The 21,701-nt window shown below is 46.2% G+C and carries 14 protein-coding genes; 5 read left to right on the top strand and 9 right to left on the bottom strand.

Going from position 1 to position 21,701, the window contains the following annotated elements; translation table 11 throughout:
- Position 1: 1 nt before the first annotated feature.
- Both N4A56_RS02565 and N4A56_RS02560 read left to right on the top strand, forming a co-directional pair.
- Positions 2-760, top strand: a complete 759-nt coding sequence (locus tag N4A56_RS02565; protein WP_293670313.1) for a thiamine pyrophosphate-dependent enzyme — start codon at positions 2-4, stop codon at positions 758-760.
- Position 761: 1 nt separating this feature from the next.
- On the top strand, positions 762-1,310 hold the full coding sequence (locus N4A56_RS02560) for a 2-oxoacid:acceptor oxidoreductase family protein (protein WP_293670315.1): 549 nt from the start codon (positions 762-764) through the stop codon (positions 1,308-1,310).
- A 1,000-nt stretch (positions 1,311-2,310) separates the two neighbouring features.
- Here the strand turns inward: N4A56_RS02560 and N4A56_RS02555 are convergent.
- The 9 genes from N4A56_RS02555 to N4A56_RS02515 all read right to left on the bottom strand — a co-directional run bounded on the left by N4A56_RS02555 (position 2,311) and on the right by N4A56_RS02515 (position 14,855).
- Positions 2,311-3,639 (bottom strand): transcription antitermination factor NusB, encoded by a 1,329-nt coding sequence (locus tag N4A56_RS02555; RefSeq protein WP_295544879.1) that lies wholly within the window; start codon positions 3,637-3,639, stop codon positions 2,311-2,313.
- A gap of 156 nt (positions 3,640-3,795) precedes the next feature.
- Positions 3,796-4,641, bottom strand: coding sequence for a DUF116 domain-containing protein (locus N4A56_RS02550; RefSeq protein ID WP_295544877.1), 846 nt, complete (start codon positions 4,639-4,641; stop codon positions 3,796-3,798).
- 14 nt (positions 4,642-4,655) lie between these two features.
- Positions 4,656-5,645 carry a methionyl-tRNA formyltransferase gene (gene fmt / locus N4A56_RS02545; protein ID WP_293669793.1) on the bottom strand — a complete coding sequence of 330 codons (990 nt, stop codon included), beginning with the start codon at positions 5,643-5,645 and terminating at the stop codon, positions 4,656-4,658.
- Positions 5,630-6,130 (bottom strand): peptide deformylase, encoded by a 501-nt coding sequence (gene def, locus N4A56_RS02540; RefSeq protein ID WP_293669795.1) that lies wholly within the window; start codon positions 6,128-6,130, stop codon positions 5,630-5,632. Before def ends, fmt begins: the two co-directional genes overlap by 16 nt.
- Before the next feature lie 449 nt (positions 6,131-6,579).
- Entirely contained in the window at positions 6,580-7,359 is a 780-nt protein-coding gene (locus N4A56_RS02535; RefSeq protein ID WP_295544873.1) for a tetratricopeptide repeat protein, read from the bottom strand.
- A 3-nt stretch (positions 7,360-7,362) separates the two neighbouring features.
- Positions 7,363-9,801, bottom strand: a complete 2,439-nt coding sequence (gene gyrA / locus N4A56_RS02530; protein WP_295544871.1) for a DNA gyrase subunit A — start codon at positions 9,799-9,801, stop codon at positions 7,363-7,365.
- A 9-nt stretch (positions 9,802-9,810) separates the two neighbouring features.
- The gene (gene gyrB / locus N4A56_RS02525; protein WP_295544869.1) at positions 9,811-12,207 is read right to left on the bottom strand and encodes a DNA topoisomerase (ATP-hydrolyzing) subunit B; all 2,397 of its coding nucleotides are present in this window, start codon (positions 12,205-12,207) and stop codon (positions 9,811-9,813) included.
- Entirely contained in the window at positions 12,207-13,361 is a 1,155-nt protein-coding gene (gene dnaN, locus N4A56_RS02520) for a DNA polymerase III subunit beta (protein ID WP_293669802.1), read from the bottom strand. Before dnaN ends, gyrB begins: the two co-directional genes overlap by 1 nt.
- A gap of 135 nt (positions 13,362-13,496) precedes the next feature.
- Entirely contained in the window at positions 13,497-14,855 is a 1,359-nt protein-coding gene (locus N4A56_RS02515) for a DnaA/Hda family protein (protein WP_295544868.1), read from the bottom strand.
- Between the two features lie 793 nt (positions 14,856-15,648).
- Here N4A56_RS02515 and N4A56_RS02510 point away from each other — a divergent pair.
- The 3 genes from N4A56_RS02510 (at position 15,649) to N4A56_RS02500 (ending at position 21,428) form a co-directional block, all read left to right on the top strand.
- Positions 15,649-16,563 (top strand): RluA family pseudouridine synthase, encoded by a 915-nt coding sequence (locus tag N4A56_RS02510; protein ID WP_295544866.1) that lies wholly within the window; start codon positions 15,649-15,651, stop codon positions 16,561-16,563.
- A gap of 465 nt (positions 16,564-17,028) precedes the next feature.
- Positions 17,029-18,351: a DNA repair exonuclease gene (locus tag N4A56_RS02505; RefSeq protein ID WP_295544864.1), complete on the top strand. Its 1,323-nt coding sequence runs from the start codon at positions 17,029-17,031 to the stop codon at positions 18,349-18,351.
- Positions 18,351-21,428 carry an AAA family ATPase gene (locus tag N4A56_RS02500; RefSeq protein ID WP_295544862.1) on the top strand — a complete coding sequence of 1,026 codons (3,078 nt, stop codon included), beginning with the start codon at positions 18,351-18,353 and terminating at the stop codon, positions 21,426-21,428. Before N4A56_RS02505 ends, N4A56_RS02500 begins: the two co-directional genes overlap by 1 nt.
- Positions 21,429-21,701: the final 273 nt, after the last annotated feature.

Raw genomic sequence — 21,701 nt, 5'->3', positions numbered from 1 at the left:
AATGTCTGAAAAACTCGTTTTCGACGCACCTGAAATCATGATCGACCGCCCTACGCATTACTGCCCGGGTTGTCATCACGGCGTTGCACACCGCCTTGTGGGCGAAGTGCTTACCGAAATGGGACTTGTGGATGACACCCTTTGTGTCGGTTCCATCGGTTGCTCCGTATTTATCTACAACTACCTTGATGTAGACGCTGTAGAAGCACCGCATGGTCGTGCTCCGGCAGTAGCAACCGGTCTCAAACGCGCACGTAAAGATAAATTCGTATTCACCTATCAGGGTGACGGTGACTTAGCTTCCATCGGTCTTGCAGAGATTGTTCACGCTGCAAACCGTGGTGAAAAAATCTCCGTTGTATTCGTCAACAACACCGTTTACGGCATGACCGGCGGTCAGATGGCGCCTACAACCCTTGAAGGTCAGAAATCTACTACCTGTCCTAACGGACGTTGTGCAGAAGAGCACGGTCAGGCAATCCGCATGAGTGAAATCATCGGTGGTCTCGGCGGCACTGCTTACTGCGAACGTGTATCTCTTGATTCCGTTAAGAACATCCGCCGTGCTAAAAAAGCACTGCGTAAGGCATTCGAAATGCAAGTGAATGGAACAGGTTTCGGTTTTGTAGAAATGCTCTCCGCATGTCCGACTAACTGGAAAATGGACGCTGTTGCAGCAAACACCCGCATCAAGGAAGAAATGATTCCGTACTTCCCGCTGGGAGTATTTAAAGATGTGACCAAGGACGGGGAGGAATAACATGTATCAGGACGTTATCATCGCCGGTTTCGGTGGTCAGGGCGTTATGCTCATTGGTAACCTGCTGGCATACGCAGGCATGGAAGCAGGTTCAGAAGTAACCTACATCCCTGTATACGGCCCAGAAATGCGCGGCGGAACAGCAAACTGCACCGTTGTAATTTCCTCAGAAGACATCGGTTCCCCAATTATTCAAAGCCCAAAATCTCTGATTATCATGAACCAGCCTTCCCTCGATAAATTCCAGCCTAAGCTCGTTGACGGCGGTGTTCAGATTCTGAACTCCTCTCTCGTTGACGCAACAAAAGCTGATGACCGTGTCACAACCTACACAGTGCCAGCAAACGAAATTGCCGACGAACTCGGCAACACCCGCATGGCAAACATGGTTGCACTCGGTGCCTACGTTCAAGCAACAGGCTGTGTACCATTAGAACAAGTAAAAGAGTCTCTTTCATCTGTTATCAGTTCCCGCTACAGCCATCTCATTCCAAAGAACGCTGAAGCAATTCAGGCTGGCGCTGACCACGTTGCAGCACAGATGAAATAGCATTGCATTTGCCTCTGGCGGGTCTCCCACGGGCAAGCAGACTAAGCTACATTGCATTGCCTCCGGCGGGCAGGCGGGTTTCACCCCCTGCACCCCCACAAGGGGACACGTCCCCTTGACCCCAATTAGGTAAATCGCTTTTTAAGCAATAAAGAAAGGGTGGAGTTTTTACTCCACCCTTTTTCTGTATGCAAAAGTAAGTTCGTTGTGATGCCTTTGGCGAGTCTCCGACGGGCAGGCGGGCGCTGCCCCCTGCACCCCCGCAAGGGGACGTGTCCCCTTAACCCCATTTAGGCAACTCGCTTTTTGAAAAATAAAAAAAGGATGGAGTTTTTTACTCCACCCTTTTTCTGTATGAAAAGGTGTCCCCTTAGTCCCGATTAGGAGTATATTTGTAGGGGAGAGTACAAAGCTACTCGGTTATTTTTATTAAGTAAGGTAGTGGTGCGTAAGCCGCGAGGTGGTGTAAAAAACGGGCTGAACTCACGGATAAAAGTCTTTGGAGATTTTTAAGAACCTTTCTTCGAGAAAGGTTCTTAAAGCCCGCGGCAGCGTCGTCGAAGACCTCTCTTTTTACGAAACCAATATATGCGTGCTTGGGATTCAGCAGATGTCTCCGACGGGCAGGCGGGCGCTGCCCCCTGCACCCCCGCAAGGGGACACGTCCCCTTGACCCCGTTTAGGCAAATCGCTTTTGAGCAATAAAAAAAGGATGGAGTTTTTTACTCCACCCTTTTTCTGTATGAAATATGTCCCTTGAAGCCAATCAAAGAAATATCTTTGGAGAAGTGTACGAAGGTGTACGGTTATTTTTATTGAATAAGGTAGTGGTGCGTAAGCCGCGAGATGTTACAAAAAACGGGCTGAACTCGCGAATAAAAGTCTTTGGAGATTTTTAAGAACCTTTCTCCGAGAAAGGTTCTTAAAGCCCGCGGCAGCGTCGTCGAAGACCCGCCGGAGGCAGCACAAAGCAGTCTGCCCGCCGAAGGCATCAAAAAAATTAAGGCTTTCGTAACAACGCCACGTAGAAGTATTCGCCGTACTCACTGGTATCAGGAGTTTGCCATTCTTTTTCGAGCTTCACTTCTGGATGACGCTCAAGGAATGCCTGCACCTGCTTTTCGTTCTCATCTGGGTTGATTGTACAGGTCATGTATACAAGCAAACCGCCATCTTTCAGGATGGAGTATGTGTTTTCCATAATCTTTTTCTGAACTTCAATAAGATCAGAAATTCCTTCTGTTGTTCGATGGTAACGAACATCTGGACGGCGGGAGAGCGTGCCGAAACCGGAACAAGGAACATCGGCTAAAATTGTTGCTGGTGGCTCCTGCTGCAACGGTGAACCTTTTTTCGGAGACTCAGCAGCGGACATCAAAAGCGATTCTGGCGGATACATTGCAAGACGCTCGGCTTCTTCACGCATTCCTAAAAGACGTTTGCGAGAAGTGTCTGAAGCAAAAGTGACGTCCACATCTTGCTCAAGTAAGGCGTAAGTTTTACCACCACGTCCACAGCAGCAATCCCATACCGGAGCTTCCCAAGTTTCTGGGAGTGCTTCGCGTAACACTTCTTGTGATGCCATAGACTGGCGGGACACCAGCCCGTCGTTAATCATTGTTTTAAGCTCTGCGGGTTGTGAACCTGCTGGATACAACACACCATAGCCGATGGTTTCAATGCTTCGACCATCGTTGCTTAATTTTTCAACAAGCTCATTGGCTGTTTCAAATGTCTGGTTAACGCGAATCCCCAATGGCGCATGTTTTTGTGCATTGGCAAGCAGCACTTGAGTACGCTTTTCGCCGTATGCTTCCATCCATGCAGTAACAATCCACTCCGGCATAGAATGCCATGCAGCAAGAAGGGCGGTATCTGCCATGCCTTTTTTGCGGATTGATTCCATGTCGTGGGCTTTGTCACCCATGCGGTCAAGATTTCGCAGCACAGCGTTGGTAAGCTTACCAAGACCTAACGAAAAACGTTTTTTTACGTAGCCTACACACCAGTCAACAGAAGCGTACACAGGGATACGATCAAGATACAACATCTCGTACGCTGCAAGCCCCATAACGCTAAATGCTTTTTTAGGAAGCTTTGAGCTGTCTTTCAAAAACAATCCCAAAAGTGCTTCTATGCGTCCTTTGTAACGCAGAAAACCATACACCAACTCTGTACACAACGCAGAATCCTGTGAAGTAATCTTTTGATTATTCAACTGGTAATCAAGCGCTGCCTGAACATCGCGTCCTTTATCTAAAACCTGTGAAATGACTTCAAGCGCGACTGAACGGGCTGGCGGTAGTGCAGAATCTTTAGTTCTTGCCATGGGATATATTCCTTAAAAATTTTATTCAGAGAGGATTAACAACGTTTGTATCTGCCTAGTTCGGCATATCATTACTATACGAGAAATGCAGGGCACAATTTATATGTGTTTTCTCAAAAACGTTGCGAGTGAGGAAAATTCAACAATCTTTGGTTGCTAGCACTTTGTTTCGGCAAGTCCGAAACCAGCCTCAAACTGTAATGGTGGCGCTGGATTCTCAATAAACATCCGTAATGCTCGTTCCATTGAAAGCTCCGGCACCGTTGTATCAAGGCATGGTCCGCACGGGCGCTCATTCAAGACGCCGTAAACAGGAAGCGGGTAGGTATCCTGAATACCAGAGGTGAGATCACGCTCACATGCGACTGCTATAATAAATTTTGGGCGTTCCTTAACGACAATACGGCGGGCAATCGTCCCGCCGGTGGCGATGGCAAATTTCACACCGTAATGATCGCGTAACTTGAGCAGCATTGCCACAGGGCAACGCCCGCATCGCTCACAGTTATCTACATTGTACGAAAGACGCAGCGAACAATTGCTTGCCTGCAAACAGTGTGGCGTGAGAATCAAAATATCGTTTGCTGCAAATTTACCGTTCTCTGAACGCACCAGCTCGTTATTAACACGGATAAACGACTGACGAACCCTGCGTTTATCAATGCCCAGCAAACGGGCAAGCATCGTCATAAGCGGCAAAAAAATACGGATAGTAAGTCCGCGCATTTTGGCAGTACCAAGCACTGCTCTGCCTTTAAGAATCTGTAGAACAAGCCCAAGCGCTGCCCAGCAGATGCATACAATGGCTCCGCCAAAAATAAGTCCGAAAAGATACGGTAATGAAGGATGGATGTTTGAAAAACCGATAAACGGTATAATCCACCCTGCCAGCAGCAAAATGCACAGCAAGATGGAAGTGCCCGTAATTAAGCCGATGAACAGCCTTTTACGGGCTCCGTAATATCGCTCGGGATTATCGAGATCTTTTTTATGAAACAGCATGCTTTTTCTTTGTCTTAACAAAGCCCTTCACCGGAACAAGTTGCATCATCACATTGCGCAAGATACCCGCAGGCAAATGCCTTAGCATCCATAACTTTTTTATTAGCAGGACGCAGCTTACGTACAAGATATACTCTATCTGCTGTTGCAATAGCAATTGCATCGTCCTGAAGACCAAGCACTGTACCGGGTGCGATACCTTCTTCTAGATCCGCTCCGATTGTGCCCGGTTCAATTGCTACACGTACAGACTTTTTACCCGCACGTTCAAGGATAAAGTAGCCACCCGGCCAAGGAGAAATACCACGCAGATGTGCATGCAGTTCAAGCGCTGTTTTGCTCCAATCTAGCAAACCTTCTGCTTTTGTCAGTTTTGCAGCATGGGTGGAACGGTCATGATCCTGAACTTTCGGGTGCAAATCACCAACAACAAGCTTTTGGAGAGCTTCAACGAGAAGTTCTCCACCAAGCACTGCCAACTCATCATGCAATGTTCCGGCAGTATCATCAATGCCGATAGCAAGAGCACGCTGAAGCAGGATAGGGCCTGAATCCAACCCTTTTTCCATCTGCATAATAGTAATACCTGTCACAGGATCACCATTCATGATTGCACGCTGGATAGGGGCAGCACCACGGTACTTAGGCAACAAGGATGCATGCACATTGATTGCGCCATGCGTTGCAATATCAAGCACACGCTGCGGTAAGATAAGTCCGTATGCGGCAACAAGAAGAACATCCGGCTTAAGCGCTTGAAGCTGCTCTACGTCTGCATCTTCTTTAAAATTCAACGGCTGATAAATATCGTAGCCTTTTTCGAGAGCCAATGTTTTTACAGCAGATGGCTTGCACACCTGTCCGCGACCACAAGGTCTGTCCGGCTGTGTGTACACTCCAACTACTTCAGCTCCATCCCACTGAGATACACGGTCAAGAATGGTCGCCGCAAAATCAGGGGTTCCCATATATACGACGCGAAGTTTACTTACCGCTTCATCCATTTCTTCACCTTCTTGTCGTACATTGAGCGTTTAAGGCGGCTGATTTTATCAATGAAAAGTACGCCATCAAGATGGTCTAACTCATGCTGCATGCAGATAGCGAGCATGCCGTCAGCTTCGATAGTTATTTCGTTTCCTTCCAGATCGAGTGCTTTGACAGTCACTGTCTCGGAACGCTTCACTTTTGCACGATATCCAGGAACAGAAAGACAACCTTCCTCAGAATCGCAAGCACCATCAGCAGCAACAATGACAGGGTTAACAAGTGTCATCAGGTCGTCACGCACTTCAGGGCCGGAAACGTCAATAACAACAAGGCGGTATAAAGCACCAACCTGCGGCGCAGCAAGACCGATACCGTCTTCCTTATACATGGTTTCAGCCATGTTCGCTGCAAGTTCTTTAATTTCATCCGTAATTTCTTCAACAGGCTTACTTTTTTCAGCAAGTCTATTGTCAGGGTAATGTAACACTTCACAAATCATATATAATTCTCCTTCCGGTAACTCTCTGAACCGGAATGGTTGTATGCCGTGTCTTTAAAAAAGACAATTTTTCATTCCGCATCGTGTTTTCAGAAAATAAGCACGATTCTCCGCAGTGAAAAGGTCTTTTTTTCTACCTCTCCTCCCTTATTTTGGAAGAAGGGAGTGCAGAGGGGGAACCCCGTTTCTCTAAAAAACGGAGTTCCCCCTCTGCCCGCCAAAGGCAAAATAGAGTTCAGTTCAACCGAATAAGCCACACCGTTTACGGCAGCAAAAACAATGAACCGTACATTTCATACAATCAAGTCAGCATGATGAAGCCTACTCGTTTATAAAACAAAAAGCTCACATCGAATAATAAAACGTTTTGAAGGGGGTCTGGGGGAAACTTTACAAAAGTTTCAGCCCAGCCGCCGGAGGCAAAATATATCTAAAAAACAAACTCCACCCTACTTTTGCAAATTCTTCAACCTGAATTCAACAACCTTCGGGTTCGGGTAGGTATTGAGTATTTCCTTGAGCATGGCAATTGCTTTAGCCGGTTGATCCTGTTGTTCGTAGATATCTGCCAGCAGCAGTTTTGCACGGGCAGCAAGCGAACTTTCAACCGAATTATATTCCAACAATGCATGTAACGTTTGTTCTGCTTCTATGTAGCTGGCAAGATAGGTATATGCCTGTGCAAGCTCGTAGATACAACGTTGCATGTGCTCGGGATCGTCTAGATTCAATTGACGGCAATCTTTAAAAGCATCCACTGCCAGTGCATATTCACCGCGCATTAAATATGCTTTGCCCAAGCTGCTGTATGCTAAGGCTTCTTCTTTCACCATAACGTCAGGAGCTGTCAGCAAACGTGACCACACATCTATTGCCTGTGCCCACATGCCGCTTTCCATGAACATATTCCCTTTAATAACGAGAATCTGTCTATAGCGGGCTGGCTCTGGTGAATATTCCAGCAACATAGCTTCCAGCAATTCAGCTGCCTTAGTTTTATTACCACGCACTGTCGCAGTAATTTCAACAAGCCGGTTCCACGCATCCCAGCGCTTTTCCCCAAATTCGTTATCCCGTAGATACCGCTGGTATGAACGCTCTGCTTCCGAATACTGTTTATTGATAAATGCTTTACGTGCTTTGGAAAATTCATCTTCAATCTCCGGCTGCGTACAGCCGGAGATGAAGATGAGAACCATCACAAAAAGCGATAGAACGCTTCGGTTCATGTACTATTCCTGATCGTCGTGTTGTTGTTCAACTACGCGGTCAAAGCCTACAACATGTCCGCCTTTGTCCATATTAACAAGACGAACACCCTGTGTTGCACGACCTACAGAACGAATTTCTTTAACTTCCATGCGGATAACCTTGTTATCAGAAGTCAGCAAAATAAGTTCATCTTCAAGCAGTACAGGAATTGCACCGAGAACCTTGCCGGTTTTCGGTGTTACTTTAAAGTTGATAATACCTTTACCACCGCGGGACTGAATGCGGTACAGATCAATACGAGTACGTTTACCGTAACCATTTTCTGCAACAGTCATAATTTCGCATTCAGTATCATCACGCAGGGTAACGCATGCTACAACTTTATCCTCGCCTTTAAGAGCAATACCTTTTACGCCGCTTGCAGCACGTCCCATTGCGCGGACATCTGAGCAAGAGAAACGAATAGCGATACCGGATGCTGTTGTCAGAACAATCTGGCAATGCTCATCAACCTCGCGAACCATAATCAGTTCGTCGTTCTCTTTCAGACCGACAGCAATAATGCCTGTGCGACGGCTCTTTTTGTAGAGTTCTGCGCTGGAGCGTTTAACCATGCCGTTCTTGGTCGCGAAGAGGAAGTAACGATCCTGCTCGAAATCACGAACGCAGAGAACAGTTGTAATCCATTCGCTGTTTTCAAGCGGCAGCAAGTTGGCAATATGCACACCTTTAGCGGTACGGGAACCTTCTGCAACCTGATGCACCTTCATCTGGAACATGCGTCCCTTGTTACTGAAGAGCAGCAAGTGCTGATGGTTGGAGGTAGTCAGGAAGTCCTGAACAAAGTCTCCGTCACCTGTATGCAGACCTGCAACACCTTTACCGCCACGACGCTGTGCCCGGTACACTTCCAATGTTGTACGTTTAATGTAGCCTCTGCGTGAGAGGGTAATTACGACGTCATCATCTGGAATGAGATCTTCGATTTCAATACCGTCAAGCTCGTCAATTTCAATTGCGGTACGACGAGGCGTTGCATATTTTTCATTAATATATTCGAGTTCTTCACGAATAACACCACGAAGTACTTCACGATTCTCAAGAATGGATGTGAGGTATTCGATAAGCTTGATAAGCTCATTGTATTCTTCAAGAAGCTTTTCGTGCTCAAGGTTGGTCAGACGCTGGAGACGCATATCAAGAATCGCCTGTGCCTGAACATCTGAAAGTTCAAAACGCTCTTTCAAAGCAGTTTTTGCTTCCAGTGCGTTTTTAGAACCACGGATAATTTTAACCACTTCATCGATGTTATCCAACGCAATGCGTAAGCCTTCCAGAATATGGGCACGCGCTTCTGCTTTACGCAGATCGTAACGGGTACGACGAATAATAACTTCGCGGCGGTGATCGAGGAACTGAAGCAGCGCTGTACGCAAGTTAAGCAACTGCGGCTTGTTGTTAACAACTGCCAGCATGTTGATGCCGAATGAAGTTTCCAGCGGCGTAAACTTGTACAATGAATTGATAACAATTTCAGGAATAGTTCCGCGCTTCAGATCAATAACAACACGAATACCTTTGCGGTCAGATTCGTCACGCAGGTCTGTAATGCCTTCGATTTTTCGATCATTCACGAGGGACGCAATTTTTTCTACCAGAGAAGACTTGTTAAGTGCGTAAGGAATCTCTCTAATCACGAGAGATTGCAGTCCCTTTTTACGCTCTTCAATTTCAAGCTTACCACGTACTTTAACAGTACCGCGTCCAGTATTGTATGCATCTACAAGCCCTTTACCCGCGTAGCAGAAGCCGCCTGTCGGGAAGTCCGGACCTTTAACATGTTCCATAAGCTGAGACACGGTTGCATCGCGGTCTTCCAGCAGAACAATCAGTGCACCGATAAGTTCACCAAGGTTATGCGGCGGAATATTGGTAGCCATACCAACCGCAATACCGGATGTACCGTTAAGCAGCAGGTTAGGAACCTTTGTAGGCAATACAGACGGTTCGAGAAGCGTGTTATCGTAGTTCGGACGGAACTCGACAGTTTCCTTCTCGATGTCGTTCAAAAACTCACCTGCAAGGCGGGACATGCGTGATTCTGTGTAACGCATTGCCGCTGCGGAGTCGCCGTCGATGGAACCAAAGTTACCCTGACCGTCAACAAGCGGGTCGCGCATTGCAAACGGCTGCGCCATACGTACCAAGGCATCGTATACAGCAGAGTCACCATGCGGGTGATACTTACCGATTACGTCACCGACGATACGGGCAGATTTTTTATGACCACGGCTGAAGGAGTTACCCAGTTCATGCTGTGCGTACATAATACGTCTGTGTACCGGTTTAAGACCGTCACGGGCATCCGGAATAGCACGGCCGACAATAACACTGAGGGAATACTCAAGATATGCCTTCTTGAGTTCCTCTTCGATAGTAATTTGCGGTTCTAGTGACACGTACCTCTCCTAAATATCCAGTTCCTGCACATTAAGCGCATTTCGTTCAATAAATTCACGGCGCGGCTCTACTTTGTCGCCCATGAGCTTTTCAAAGGTCTCGCTTGCTTCTTCCGCATCATCGATGGTTACCTGCAAGAACACACGGTTTTCCGGGTTCATTGTAGTTTCCCACAACTGCTCAGGGTTCATCTCACCAAGACCTTTGTAACGCTGTACATTAAGCCCTTTGCGTGCTTCCTGCATTACGGTTTCAACCAGCTGAAGCACGTTGTCTACCTGCGTTTCAGTTTCTTTACGGCGCAGGGTAAAACTCAAGCCGCCGCACATGTTACGCAGATCGTCAAAGGCAATGTACGGAACTTTGTACATTTTAGAGTTGAAGAACTCTGTACCGATTCGGGTACGGTGACCGTTGAGGTCTTCAAACACGAGGTACGTACGGGATTCGATTTCGTCTTCCTGCTTCTCTGCCTGCACGGAGTATCCGCGCTCTTCAAGAAGGTCTCCAAGCCCGTTGGTGTTTTCTTCCTCAAAATTCTGAGGGAAGAGACGTTTTTCGTAATCGAGAAGGGTACGGAAAAGATCCTCTTTAACGCCCACATTCTCAACCTCACGCATTTTTCCGTTAATCATGCGTACAGTATTCAAAAGTCCTTTTAAGTCCTCTCCAGCGAATTCTACGCCGTTTTTACCCACAATGGTGAGGTCTTTCGAAACACGCTCAAGAAGGAAGGTCGTCAGCTCTTCATCATCCTTGATAAAACGCTCGAAGCGGGACGCGTGTGCACGGTACAGCGGAGGCTGCGCAATGTAGAGGTGACCACGGCTGATTAACTCAGGATACTGACGGAAGAAGAAGGTAAGCAGCAGGGTACGGATGTGCGCACCGTCAACGTCCGCATCAGTCATGATGATGATCTTATGATAGCGGAGCTTTTCGTAATCTGTATCTTCTTCACCGATACCGGCACCCATTGCCGTAATCATCGCCTTAATCTCTTTGTTCGCGAGCATTTTATCGAAACGTGTTTTTTCCACGTTCAAAATTTTACCGCGAAGAGGCAGAATAGCCTGCGAATTAGGGTCACGACCCTGTTTCGCAGAACCACCCGCAGAGTCACCTTCCACTATGTAGAGTTCGGACTCTTCAGGCTTTTTGGACTGGCAGTCTGCAAGTTTACCCGGAAGGGAGTTGTCACCAAGTGCACCTTTACGGCGAACAAGGTCTTTTGCCTTGCGTGCAGCATCACGTGCGCGTGCAGCATCAACAGCCTTTTCGATAACGGTACGGGCGTCTTTCGGGTTTTCTTCAAAGTAGGTCATCAGCTGTTCGTACACCAGACCGGACACAATACCGGCAACTTCACTGTTACCGAGCTTGGTTTTAGTCTGCCCTTCGAACTGCGGCTGAGGAATTTTAGCACTGATAACGCCGGTAAGACCTTCACGTACATCATCACCGGAAAGCTTCACTTTGTACTTACGTGGCAGATCGGCAGCCTGAATGTAGGCATTGATGGCACGTGTAAGCGCTGTTTTAAAGCCCTGAAGATGCGTACCGCCTTCCTTAGTGCGAATGTTGTTACAGAACGTAAGCAGGTTTTCTTTGTAGCTTGCGTTGTACTGCAATGCGTATTCTACAAAAATATGCTCATGCTGACCGGTGCCGCTTCCGCTGCCGTAGATAATGGCATGCATGCCGCCTTCACCGGTGTTCATGTCTTTTACAAACTGCTTGATGCCGCCTTCTGCTTTGAAAGTAGATGTGTCACCGGAGCGTTCGTCAGTAAATTCAATTTCGAGTCCGGAGTTCAAGTACGCCAGTTCTTCAAAACGTTTTTTGAGCGTTTCAAAAACAAACTGGTTAGTCTCGAAAATTTCTTCATCAGGACGGAAGCGTACGGTTGTACCGCGACGGCGTGATTTGCCGATCTCATCAACGCCGGTAACCGGAACACCGCGCTCATAGCGCTGTTTGTAACGGATACCTTCACGGTCAATAGTCACTTCAAGGTATTCAGCCAATGCGTTAACACAGGAAACACCTACGCCGTGCAGACCGCCGGATACTTTATATGTATCACTGTCGAATTTACCGCCAGCATGAAGAACTGTCATAACAACTTCAACTGCGGGACGTTTTTCTTTCGGGTGCATATCTACCGGAATACCACGACCGTTATCCTGAACAGTGACGCTGTTATCAAGATGGATTTTCACTGTGATCTTGTCACAGAATCCTGCCATGGCTTCGTCAATGGAGTTATCTACAACTTCATAGACAAGATGATGCAAACCGCGCACGTCCGTACTGCCGATATACATAGCCGGACGTTTACGAACCGCAGAAAGCCCTTCAAGAATTTGAATACTGTCCGCGGTATATTGACTCTTACTGGTCATTAAACTTCTTCCTCGCTGTAGTAAGTCTCTTCTACAATCTTCATAGGCATAATAATAACTGTGTATTCCGGATCGTCGCTACCGCGTAATCCACAAGGTCCCTCAGTTCCGGTAAGAATAAAGGTGAGCTTTTCGGATTGGTAGTGATTGAGGATTTCGATCAGGTTACGTGTAGGGAACGCAATTTTTTCGATATCACCGGCAAATTCTGCGTCCACATATTCTTTAGCAATCCCTACTTCCTGTCCCTGAGAAGCAAGTTCTACTTCGCTGCCGTTAAAAGTGAAGTAGGTGCAGCGGTTATTGTCTGTGTTAAAAATAAGAAGACGATCAAGTGCGTCGATCATAAGCTTACGATCAACAGTCAGCTTGGTTACGTCATCGCTGCCCAGACGGGACAAGAATGAATTGTAATCAGGGTACTGGTAGTATGATAAAGGAATAGTGAATACTTCGCGTTTATCTCCGGTACGGAAAAAGAGACGCTTGTTATCAATGTTCAGTTCAATTTCATCACCACCAAGCCACTTCTTTAGTTCGTTGAGATATTTCTTTTGAAGAAGGATGCCGTCTTCAGGAAGCAGTGCATGGAGTTCATCATTAAGGAAACGCTGCATGGAGAACTGGTGTCCGTTAAGACCGCATGCTTCGATGTACTGATCTTCCATTGGCTTGATGGAAAGACATGCAATAGCTTCCATGGTGTCTTCATCGGAAATACAAAAAGAGATCTTTTCAATCACTTCCTGAAGGAAATCGCCTGACCAGTAAACAGAGTTTGCTTCAGGGAAATCAGAAAAGTTCTGGAACCATGTTGCTTCATTCACTGGAAGCTTATAGCGCTTTCTTCCCTGTTCAATAAGAAGGTTCTTACCATCTTCTTCAAGACGAAGTGTAATTTCGCCTGCTGGCATTTTTTTTACCAGATCAACAAAGGCTCTGCCTTGAACTCCAGCGAGTCCTTCTTCTGTTACAGTGGCTGTGTAATTACCACTGAACTCAATATTGGAATCCGTGGAAAGAATTTGCAGCATGTCGCCTTCTGCTTTTAACCAGATGGAACGTAAGTATGCTGCTCCTGTCTTTGCAGGGATGATATTCGCAGCTTTCAGGAGACCGTCAATGACGTCTTCTTTAAATACTTTTAAATACATATGATCTCCTTGTAGTAGTTGTAGGGGGTGTAGATATGTTATTAACTGTAGTAAGCGATTGAATTTTCATAACTATTTTGTGTCACTAAAAATGACTCGTTAGTAACCGTGTGCGCGTAACTAAAGGAGTGTTTTTTACTTTGTGGCAGTTAGGCACTTTTCCTTCAGCTCGTTTATTAAAAGTTTCGTATCTTTGTTCTTAACTATAAATTTCTTAATTTTATTAACAGCATAGATGACAGTAGAATGGTCTTTTCCGCCGAACATTCTGCCAAGAGCCGGATAGGAAGATCCGAGCAGCGTACGGGTTAAATACATGGCTACCTGCCGCGCCAGTACAATCTTCTGGTGCCGTTTTTCGCTGAGCAAATCTTTTGGTTGCAGCATATAGTGTTCAGCAACCACACCAATAATAATGTCAGCAGTCAGCGGTGTTGCTTTGCTTTTGTCTGTGTGTTCCAGAATCTGGTTAAATTCATATTCCGACACTTCTGTATTCATCAGGTCTTTAAATGCTGCCAGTTTAAGCAGTACACCCTGTAGCAATCTGAAATCGTCAAAGCGCTGACAGAGTAAAATGATCTGGTCATTCGTCAGTTTTATCTGATTTTCTTTGAGATGGCTGGTGGCATACCTGATGCGTATATCCATATCTTGCTGTTTTAGTTGTGCAAGCAAGCCCCATTCCAGTCTGGAACGAAGGGTAGGCAACAAAAAGCTGTGAGCAGTTAGTCCGTCTGTGCAACAGAAAACCATCTGCTTATTGTTGTCATGGAACGAATCAAACAGAGCAATCAACTCTTCCTGCAATATGGGAAAATCTTCCAGTCGCTGCAAATCATCCAGCAAAAAGAAATCATTACACACTATGTGCTTCCGCACTTCAAAGCGTGCTCCCGGGCTACCATCCTGATAGAGCGCTGCAAGGTCTTCAATATTGCCGGAAAAAACAGAAGCCTGTGGGCGTTGTTCTTGTATAGCATGAGCAATAGCCCGCAGCAGGTGAGTTTTTCCGCTTCCGGAAGGTCCTGCTATAACCAGCGGGTTATACTTTGGAAATACATCCGCTTTAGCCACTTCTTTAGCGCTGGCAACAGGAAACACATTTTTGGCATTGTGCAAAAAGGTGTCGAACGTAAATTGCGCACCTGAGGCAGCTCGACCACTCGGCGTCGGCTTTTCTTGAACAGCAGCACCGGAGTGTGCTATCTGGGTAGGTTTTTCCGTACTTTTTTCATGTATACCAACTGATTGCATAGATATTGGTGTGTCGTACAGAACAACCACTTCAGGGCTGATGTACTCCCGTACAGCTTGCTCTAAAGCAGGTTTTCCGTGTGCAGCGAACCATGTGCCGAAAAAGGCGTGAGGAAAGGCTACAGATACACTTTTTTCAATGTCACCATAGTCGATCGTAAGCGGATCGAACCAGCTGCGTAAATCCTTTTCAGGGTAGCGCTGTTCAAGAAAATTTCTCAGCCCGTTTTTCAGCAAAATAAATCTACTATTTCCAGTTGGTTATTAACGAAAATTGTCGCCATATTTCTTGTACATAAAATCTGGCGACGTAACCTTAGTTATATATCAAAAAACGAATGGTAAGCCAAGCGGACGCCGTTTTGCGCCTTTTTTTTTTACAAACATGACCTAGGGGTTATCTTACCCCACTTTAACGAATTTTACGGGCTTTCTGTGCGAAATAGAGTGAAAGGCTAAAAAAAATCATAAAAATAAAACATACGATGATTGCTTGTAGTCTGTTGAAAGAGCGGCTGAAGCGGCTTTGAGCGTTTTGGGCTCTTTTTTTTGTCGCCGACGGGCAGGCGGGCGCTGCCCCCTGCACCCCCGCAAGGGGACACGTCCCCTTGACCCCTATTACGTGGGATATGGTGGGGATGAAGCATCGGGGCTATTTTTCTTTTGGGTGGAGAATTTTTTTTAAGTATATGTTTGTGTTGGATTAATTTTCTATTCATATAGGAGCGGGTGGAATTGGTATTCCATCCGTTTTTACTTTTTTAGGAGGGGGAGTTCTTTAGGGGGAAGGGGGAACCTTATTATCAGGGAGAGTGTTTCAGGGAATGTTAGGAACAAGTTAGTTACAAGAAAAAATGTTCCTAACTTGTCGCTTACTTTTATTTCAAAAAAAGTGAGATATAGAAGTTAGGAACATTTTCCATTGATGAAAGTTATGAACATTCTGTCAGTATTGTATAGGGAGTAGCCAAGCGAAATATGTTGCAGTACAACTGCGGGATACAACATTCAGGGAATCGAAAGGATATTCATGGGACAGGTTGAATTTGTGACGGTAACGCCGGAAGAAGCCGGACAGAAGGTATTGCAGTTTTTGCAACGTCGGGTGAACAAGGATGTTCCGAAAAGCGCAATTATGCGTTGGATTCGCACAGGTCAGGTGCGTGTAAATAAAGGGCGTGTAAAGCCGTTTGTCCGTTTAAAGATGGACGATGTGGTACGTATTCCACCCTATACTATAGATGAAGTTTCAAATCAGGATTCTCAGCAAAGAGCTGCCGCTCACAACGGAACATTAGATATTGTAAGTGAATCTGAAGGGCTTTTAGTGCTGCATAAGCCAGCTGGATTACCTGTTCAGCCCGGTACAGGACATGATGATGCCGTCACAACCAGACTCAAGGCAAAATTTGCAGATGCTTCCTTCTGCCCTACTCCTGCTCATCGGTTAGATAAAAACACATCTGGCTTGCTCCTTGTTGCAACCAGTTATTCGCGCTTACAGGAATTGCATGAACTTTTCCGCAATGAACATGCATTAGGTAAGCATTATTTGGCATGGGTTGAAGGACGCTGGGAGCATTCGGAAACAATTGAACTGCGCGATCAGCTTGCTAAGCAAAAACAACATGACGGAAAAGAACGCATGGAGACTGGCGCAGGTAAAGAGTCGCTCTGTACTGTTACTCCATTGTTAGTAACAAATAAAAAATCATTATTACATGTTGCCTTGCAAACAGGTCGAACTCACCAGATACGTGTGCAGCTTTCTGCCAGAAAGCATCCTATCATTGGTGATGTTAAATATAATGGTTCACCGAACTCACAGGGCATGTTGCTTCATGCGTGGCGAATAGTATTACCAGCTGAAACTTTTACGTGTGTTCCGACATGGAAACGCCCTTTCGATGTCAGCACACATCTTCTAGTTAACGCGCCAACATAATTTTATTCCAGCACCAAGCTGACGCATACGCCGCAAAAGGTTGTCATTTGTTAATGACGACCTCGTAATAAAAGTTTTTGGAAAGGGGTCTGGGGGAGAACCTTGTTACAACAAGGTTTCCTCCAGCCGCCGGAGGCATTTGGGGCGTCGCCCGCGCCCCAGAATAATGATATTCGAGCGCACAAGCTGACGCATACGCCGCGAAAGGTTGTCATTTGCTAATCACGACCTCGTAATAAAAGTTTTTGGAAGGGGGTCTGGGGGAGAACCTTGTTGCAACAAGGTTTCCCCCAGCCGCCGGAGGCATTTGGGGCGTCGCCCGCGCTCCAGAATAATGATATTCGAGCGACCAAGCCGCCGCATACGCCGCTAAAGGTTGCCATTTGCTAATGATGACCTCGTAATAAAAGTTTTTGGAAAGGGGTCTGGGGGAGAACCTTGTTACCCCCAGCCGCCGGAGGCATCTTGCTGAAAGCAAGCCTCTGTATCCAACAGTACAACGTCCATAAAGGTAGATTGCTATCCATGAAACCGACATTTTCTTTTATCCACGCAGCTGACTTGCATTTGGATGCAGCCTTTAAGGGCGTGGCTCACGTATCTCCCAAGGTGGCAGAGGTTCTGCGCTCTGCAACATTTGAAGCATTGGAGCGTTTGACACAGCTTGCATGTAGCGAACGCCCTGCTTTTGTGGTGCTTGCAGGTGATATCTATAATAAAGAAGACCAGAGCCTGAAGGCGCGCTTTGCGTTACTGGATGCGTGTAAACGTATGGGGAAAGCAGGGGTTCGTGTGTTTATTGTGCATGGAAACCATGACCCATTGGTGGAAACTGAAAAGTCGTTTAGCTTTCCAGACAATGTTTATGTGTTTGGTACTGCTGGTGTTGAGCAAGTGCGTGTAGAGACTGCCGAAGGCGATCTGCTTACCGTTGTCCATGGCATCAGCCACGGGAAACATAATGAACGCAGGAAGCTTGCCAGACAATATAAGCGCACTGACGATGAGGTATTTCAGGTGGCAGTGTTGCATTGTACTGTGGATTCTGTGGCTGCTTCTGAGCAGTATGCTCCGGCGAGCGTGGCAGATTTTACTAAGTCCGGTATTGATTATTGGGCACTCGGGCACATTCACGAGCAGCAGATTGTGAGTCGTGAACCACTGGTAGCGTACTCCGGTAATATTCAAGGATTGCATATCAACGAACAAGGCGAGCGCGGCTGCCTGTTCGTTTCAGTCGAAAACGGACAAGCTTCTACAACACATCACACGCTAGGGACTGTGGAGTGGAAGATTGAACCGATTGATATTTTAACAATTGAACAGTTCGATGTGCTGGAAGAAGTTGTAGAGCACCGCTTCGAAGAGATCGCCCAGCAGGTTTCTGAACAGTGCAAAGGTGTTATTGTACGCCTTGTGTTGGAAGGGCGAAGCGTCCTTGATGGTGAATTACGTAAAAATGGAGCTGTTACTGAACTGACGGAGCGTATCCGTGAGGGCCAGATGAACAATAGCCCGTTTGTCTGGCTGAAAGATATTGAACTTGCATGTAAACCGGATGTGGATATTGACGCTATGCGTAGCCGTCCAGACTTGCTTGGCGAAGCTTTGACTGTTGCAGACCAGCTGATAACTGCTGATGATACAGATGAATTACGGGAATCGGTCAGCGAATTATTTGGTTCGCCAGTGAGTAAGCGAAATTTGACGATTCTATCGGATGCTGAACTTGTGCAACTTGCTGAGGAAGCACAATATTTATGCCTTGATTTATTGGAGGCAGAATAATGAAGATTACTGGCCTTCATATACACGGCTTCGGTGTTTTCGCAGAGCAGGAGCTTTCTGGACTTTCTTCCGGTGTGAACGTGTTTTTAGGAAATAACGAGGCGGGAAAGTCTACTTGTTTGTCTTTTTTGCGCTACATGCTGTTTGGTTTGCCGCGTAAAGGAAAAAACATTTCGCACCATGAACCACTTCGCGGTGGTAATCATTCCGGTGTGCTCGGACTGGATACCGACAAGTTCGGAACCGTGCGTCTTGAACGTTCTTTCAAACCTAAGCGGCTTTCTCTGAGCGGTGCCGATGGCAGCCAGCTTAATGAATCTGTGTTGCAGGCATTGCTCGGTAATGTTTCCCGAGAGCTGTATACAAATGTGTACGGCTTTTCGCTTACAGAATTACAGAGCAAGGATGCGCTGACCGGGGATGCTGTACGTAACGCACTGTACGGTACGGTGCATGGCGGTGCGTCGTATACTGACATCGTCAAACGTCTTGCTGCAAAGCGTGAGGCGCTGTTTAAAAAAGGTGGCAAGGTTCCGCCACTGAACAAGCATCTCAAAGAGTTAGAGCAGATGCGGAAAGATATGAATGCCAGCGAAGACAGTGTTGCTGCATATCTTACTGTATCGCAACAAATTGCAGCGCTTGAAAGCGAGCTTGCAGAGCGTGCGGCAGAACTGCGTGATATGGGTATAACTGCTGGAACAGTAACTGCTGACATTCGTTTATGGAGCGTCTTTACAGAATATAAAGAAAAGAAAGCAGCGCTTGAAGCTGTTCAGCCATTGCAGCCATTTCCACAAGATGGTTTGGTTCGATTTGAGGCGTGCGATGCCGCATATAAAGAAAAACAAGAACAGCAACGGCTCTTGGTGCAAGACATCAAAAGCGCCAAGCGTGACATTGAAGAAAAACAATCTCAGATTAACGCGGAACTTTTGCAACAGCAGGATGTTGTGCGGGCATTGAGTGAAGAAAAAGCCGTTTTCATCAGCAAAGAAAATGAACTTGAGCAGTTGCTGTTGAAAGAAGAATCTCTGCGACGTGATATTGCAGCAATTTTCGAGCAGCTTGGCACAGACTGGAATGCTGAACGTATCAAAGATTTCGATTTATCCGACAATACGCGACGAGAAGTTGCGCAGCTTGAAGAGCAGGTAGACGCAGCAAAGCAGACTGTCGCTCTTGCTCAAAATGAAACAGCAAGGCTTACTGGTGTTTTTGAAGATACACAAAGAACAGTTGAGCAGCGTACCTATGAATTTGAACAAAATGCAGACGTAGTTCGTTTTACTACAAGTAAAGGCAGTCAGGATTCTGCAAAGGTTGATTTACAGAAAACCAAAGAGATTTTGCGGAGTGTCCGTTCTCGCCTGCCTATGGCACTTGCAAAAGCACATGGCGTAACGCAACCTGCCATTCTTGTTCCGGCAGTTGTTGGTGGTGTCGGTGCTGTTATCACCCTTCTTTCATTTTTTGACTCTGCTTCTTCCGGTATGACATACGCAGGAATCGGCATACTATTGTTGGCTGTTGCAGGTGCTTTCTGGGGAATGAAGCAGCAAAAGAATCAACAGACATCACAGCAAGATGCGTTAATAACTTTGATGCGTAGCGCATCGTATATTTTCCCGAATCCTGAAATTTCTGAAGTGTGTCTGCTTCAAGCAGAAGATTTATTCGAAGATATGCAGCGTGGTGTTATGGCGTACGAAGCATTGCAGGATAAGGTACGGCAGGCACAAAAAGACTACGAAAGTGCGGAAGAACAGCTCGAAAAAGCAAAACGTAATGAGCAAGATGCTGATGAAATTCTTACAGCTGCTCATGCAAAAGTAGAAGAATGGCTGTCAGAACGCGGGGTGTCTACTTCTTTACGTGTGCAGCATATCCCAGAGACGCTACAGCTTATTAAAGATGCGAAATTAACTTTGCGACAGATTTCTGATTTTGAAGCGCGCAAATCTTCAATACAGGATTCTTTGAATGTATTTGCAAAGCAGCAAGATGCAGTATGCGCTTCCAGTGGAATCGAACAGGAATATGCTTTTGATAAAACAATCAAGCGGGATATCACACAAGATAAACTGTTACGGATACTCACTGAATCTGAATCAGCACAGGTTGCCGTAAGAACTCTTTCCGAAACATTGCAAAAGGATGTTGCATCCGCCAAAGCCTTGCAGGAATCCTTGGTAACATTACGAGAAGAAATCGGTGAATTATTCTCGATAGCAAAAGCGAAAGATGAAAATTCATTCAGAGAAGCCCATGCTGTGTATACCAAGCAGCAAGACTTATTAAGCTCATACGAAACGCTCACGGCATCGTTGATTGCAGCAAGTGAAGATGGTGATATTGCCAAGCTTGCAGCAAGAATAGGTCAGCAAAGTCAGCAGGAGCTTGAGGTAACAGCGTCTGAATTAACTGCTTCAATTGAAATCAAAGAAAGAGAGCAAGAAGAACTGCGCCAAAAGCTTATTCAAGCGAAGGTTGAGCAGGAAAAGCTGACGTCAATGGAAGAGCAGGCTCAGCAGCGCGCACAGAGTGAAGCATTGAAAGAAGAAGCCAACGGGTTAGCAAAAGATTGGGCACGGTATCGTATTACAGAGCATTTGCTTTCTCGTGCGCGTGAGCGTTTTGAACGGGAGCAGCAGCCAGAAGTAGTAAAACAAGCCGGAAAATTCTTTCAGACGATCACAAAAGGTGCGTACAGCGGTGTTTTCAAACCGTTGGGCGAAGAAAGTATCTTTGCATTGGCTCAAGACGGAACACGACGTGAACCAGAAGAGTTAAGCCGTGGTACGGTTGAGCAGTTGTATTTATCGTTGCGGCTTGGACATATATTGCGTCATTCACAGCAAAACGAACCGTTACCTGTCATTATGGATGACATCATGGTTAACTTCGATCCAACACGGGCTAAAAGTACTGCTGAAACTATTGCAGAGTTGGCAAAGCATAATCAGGTATTCCTCTTTACTTGTCATCCACAAACCGTGGATTTAATGCAGGAGTATGCAGAAAATCCAGCTGTGTTTACAGTACAAAACGGTATGCTAGGGGTGGTAACCGGTTAGGATATATATAATTTTGTTGAAGATACCTTAGAAGAGAGAAGAGGCTGGCGCCAGTCATGTAGAATCGTGTATGCAGGTCAATTCTTAATCTGATTTTCAGGGCTACTTGTGCCAAGCAAGTAGCCCTTTTTTTTGAGTATAATTCGTGGAATAAACTGCGCTGAAAATACATATAAAGAATTGACCTGCATACACTAAAATGGTTGTCACAATTGTGGCTTGGCGAAAGGCTTGGCGAAAGGCTTGGCGAAAGGCTTGGCGAAAGGCTTGGCG

Origin of the sequence: Halodesulfovibrio sp. (genome assembly GCF_025210605.1) — a bacterium.
Taxonomy (GTDB): domain Bacteria; phylum Desulfobacterota; class Desulfovibrionia; order Desulfovibrionales; family Desulfovibrionaceae; genus Halodesulfovibrio.
The sequence above is the reverse complement of the archived record's forward strand: the minus strand, read 5'-3'. Positions and strand labels throughout refer to the sequence as shown.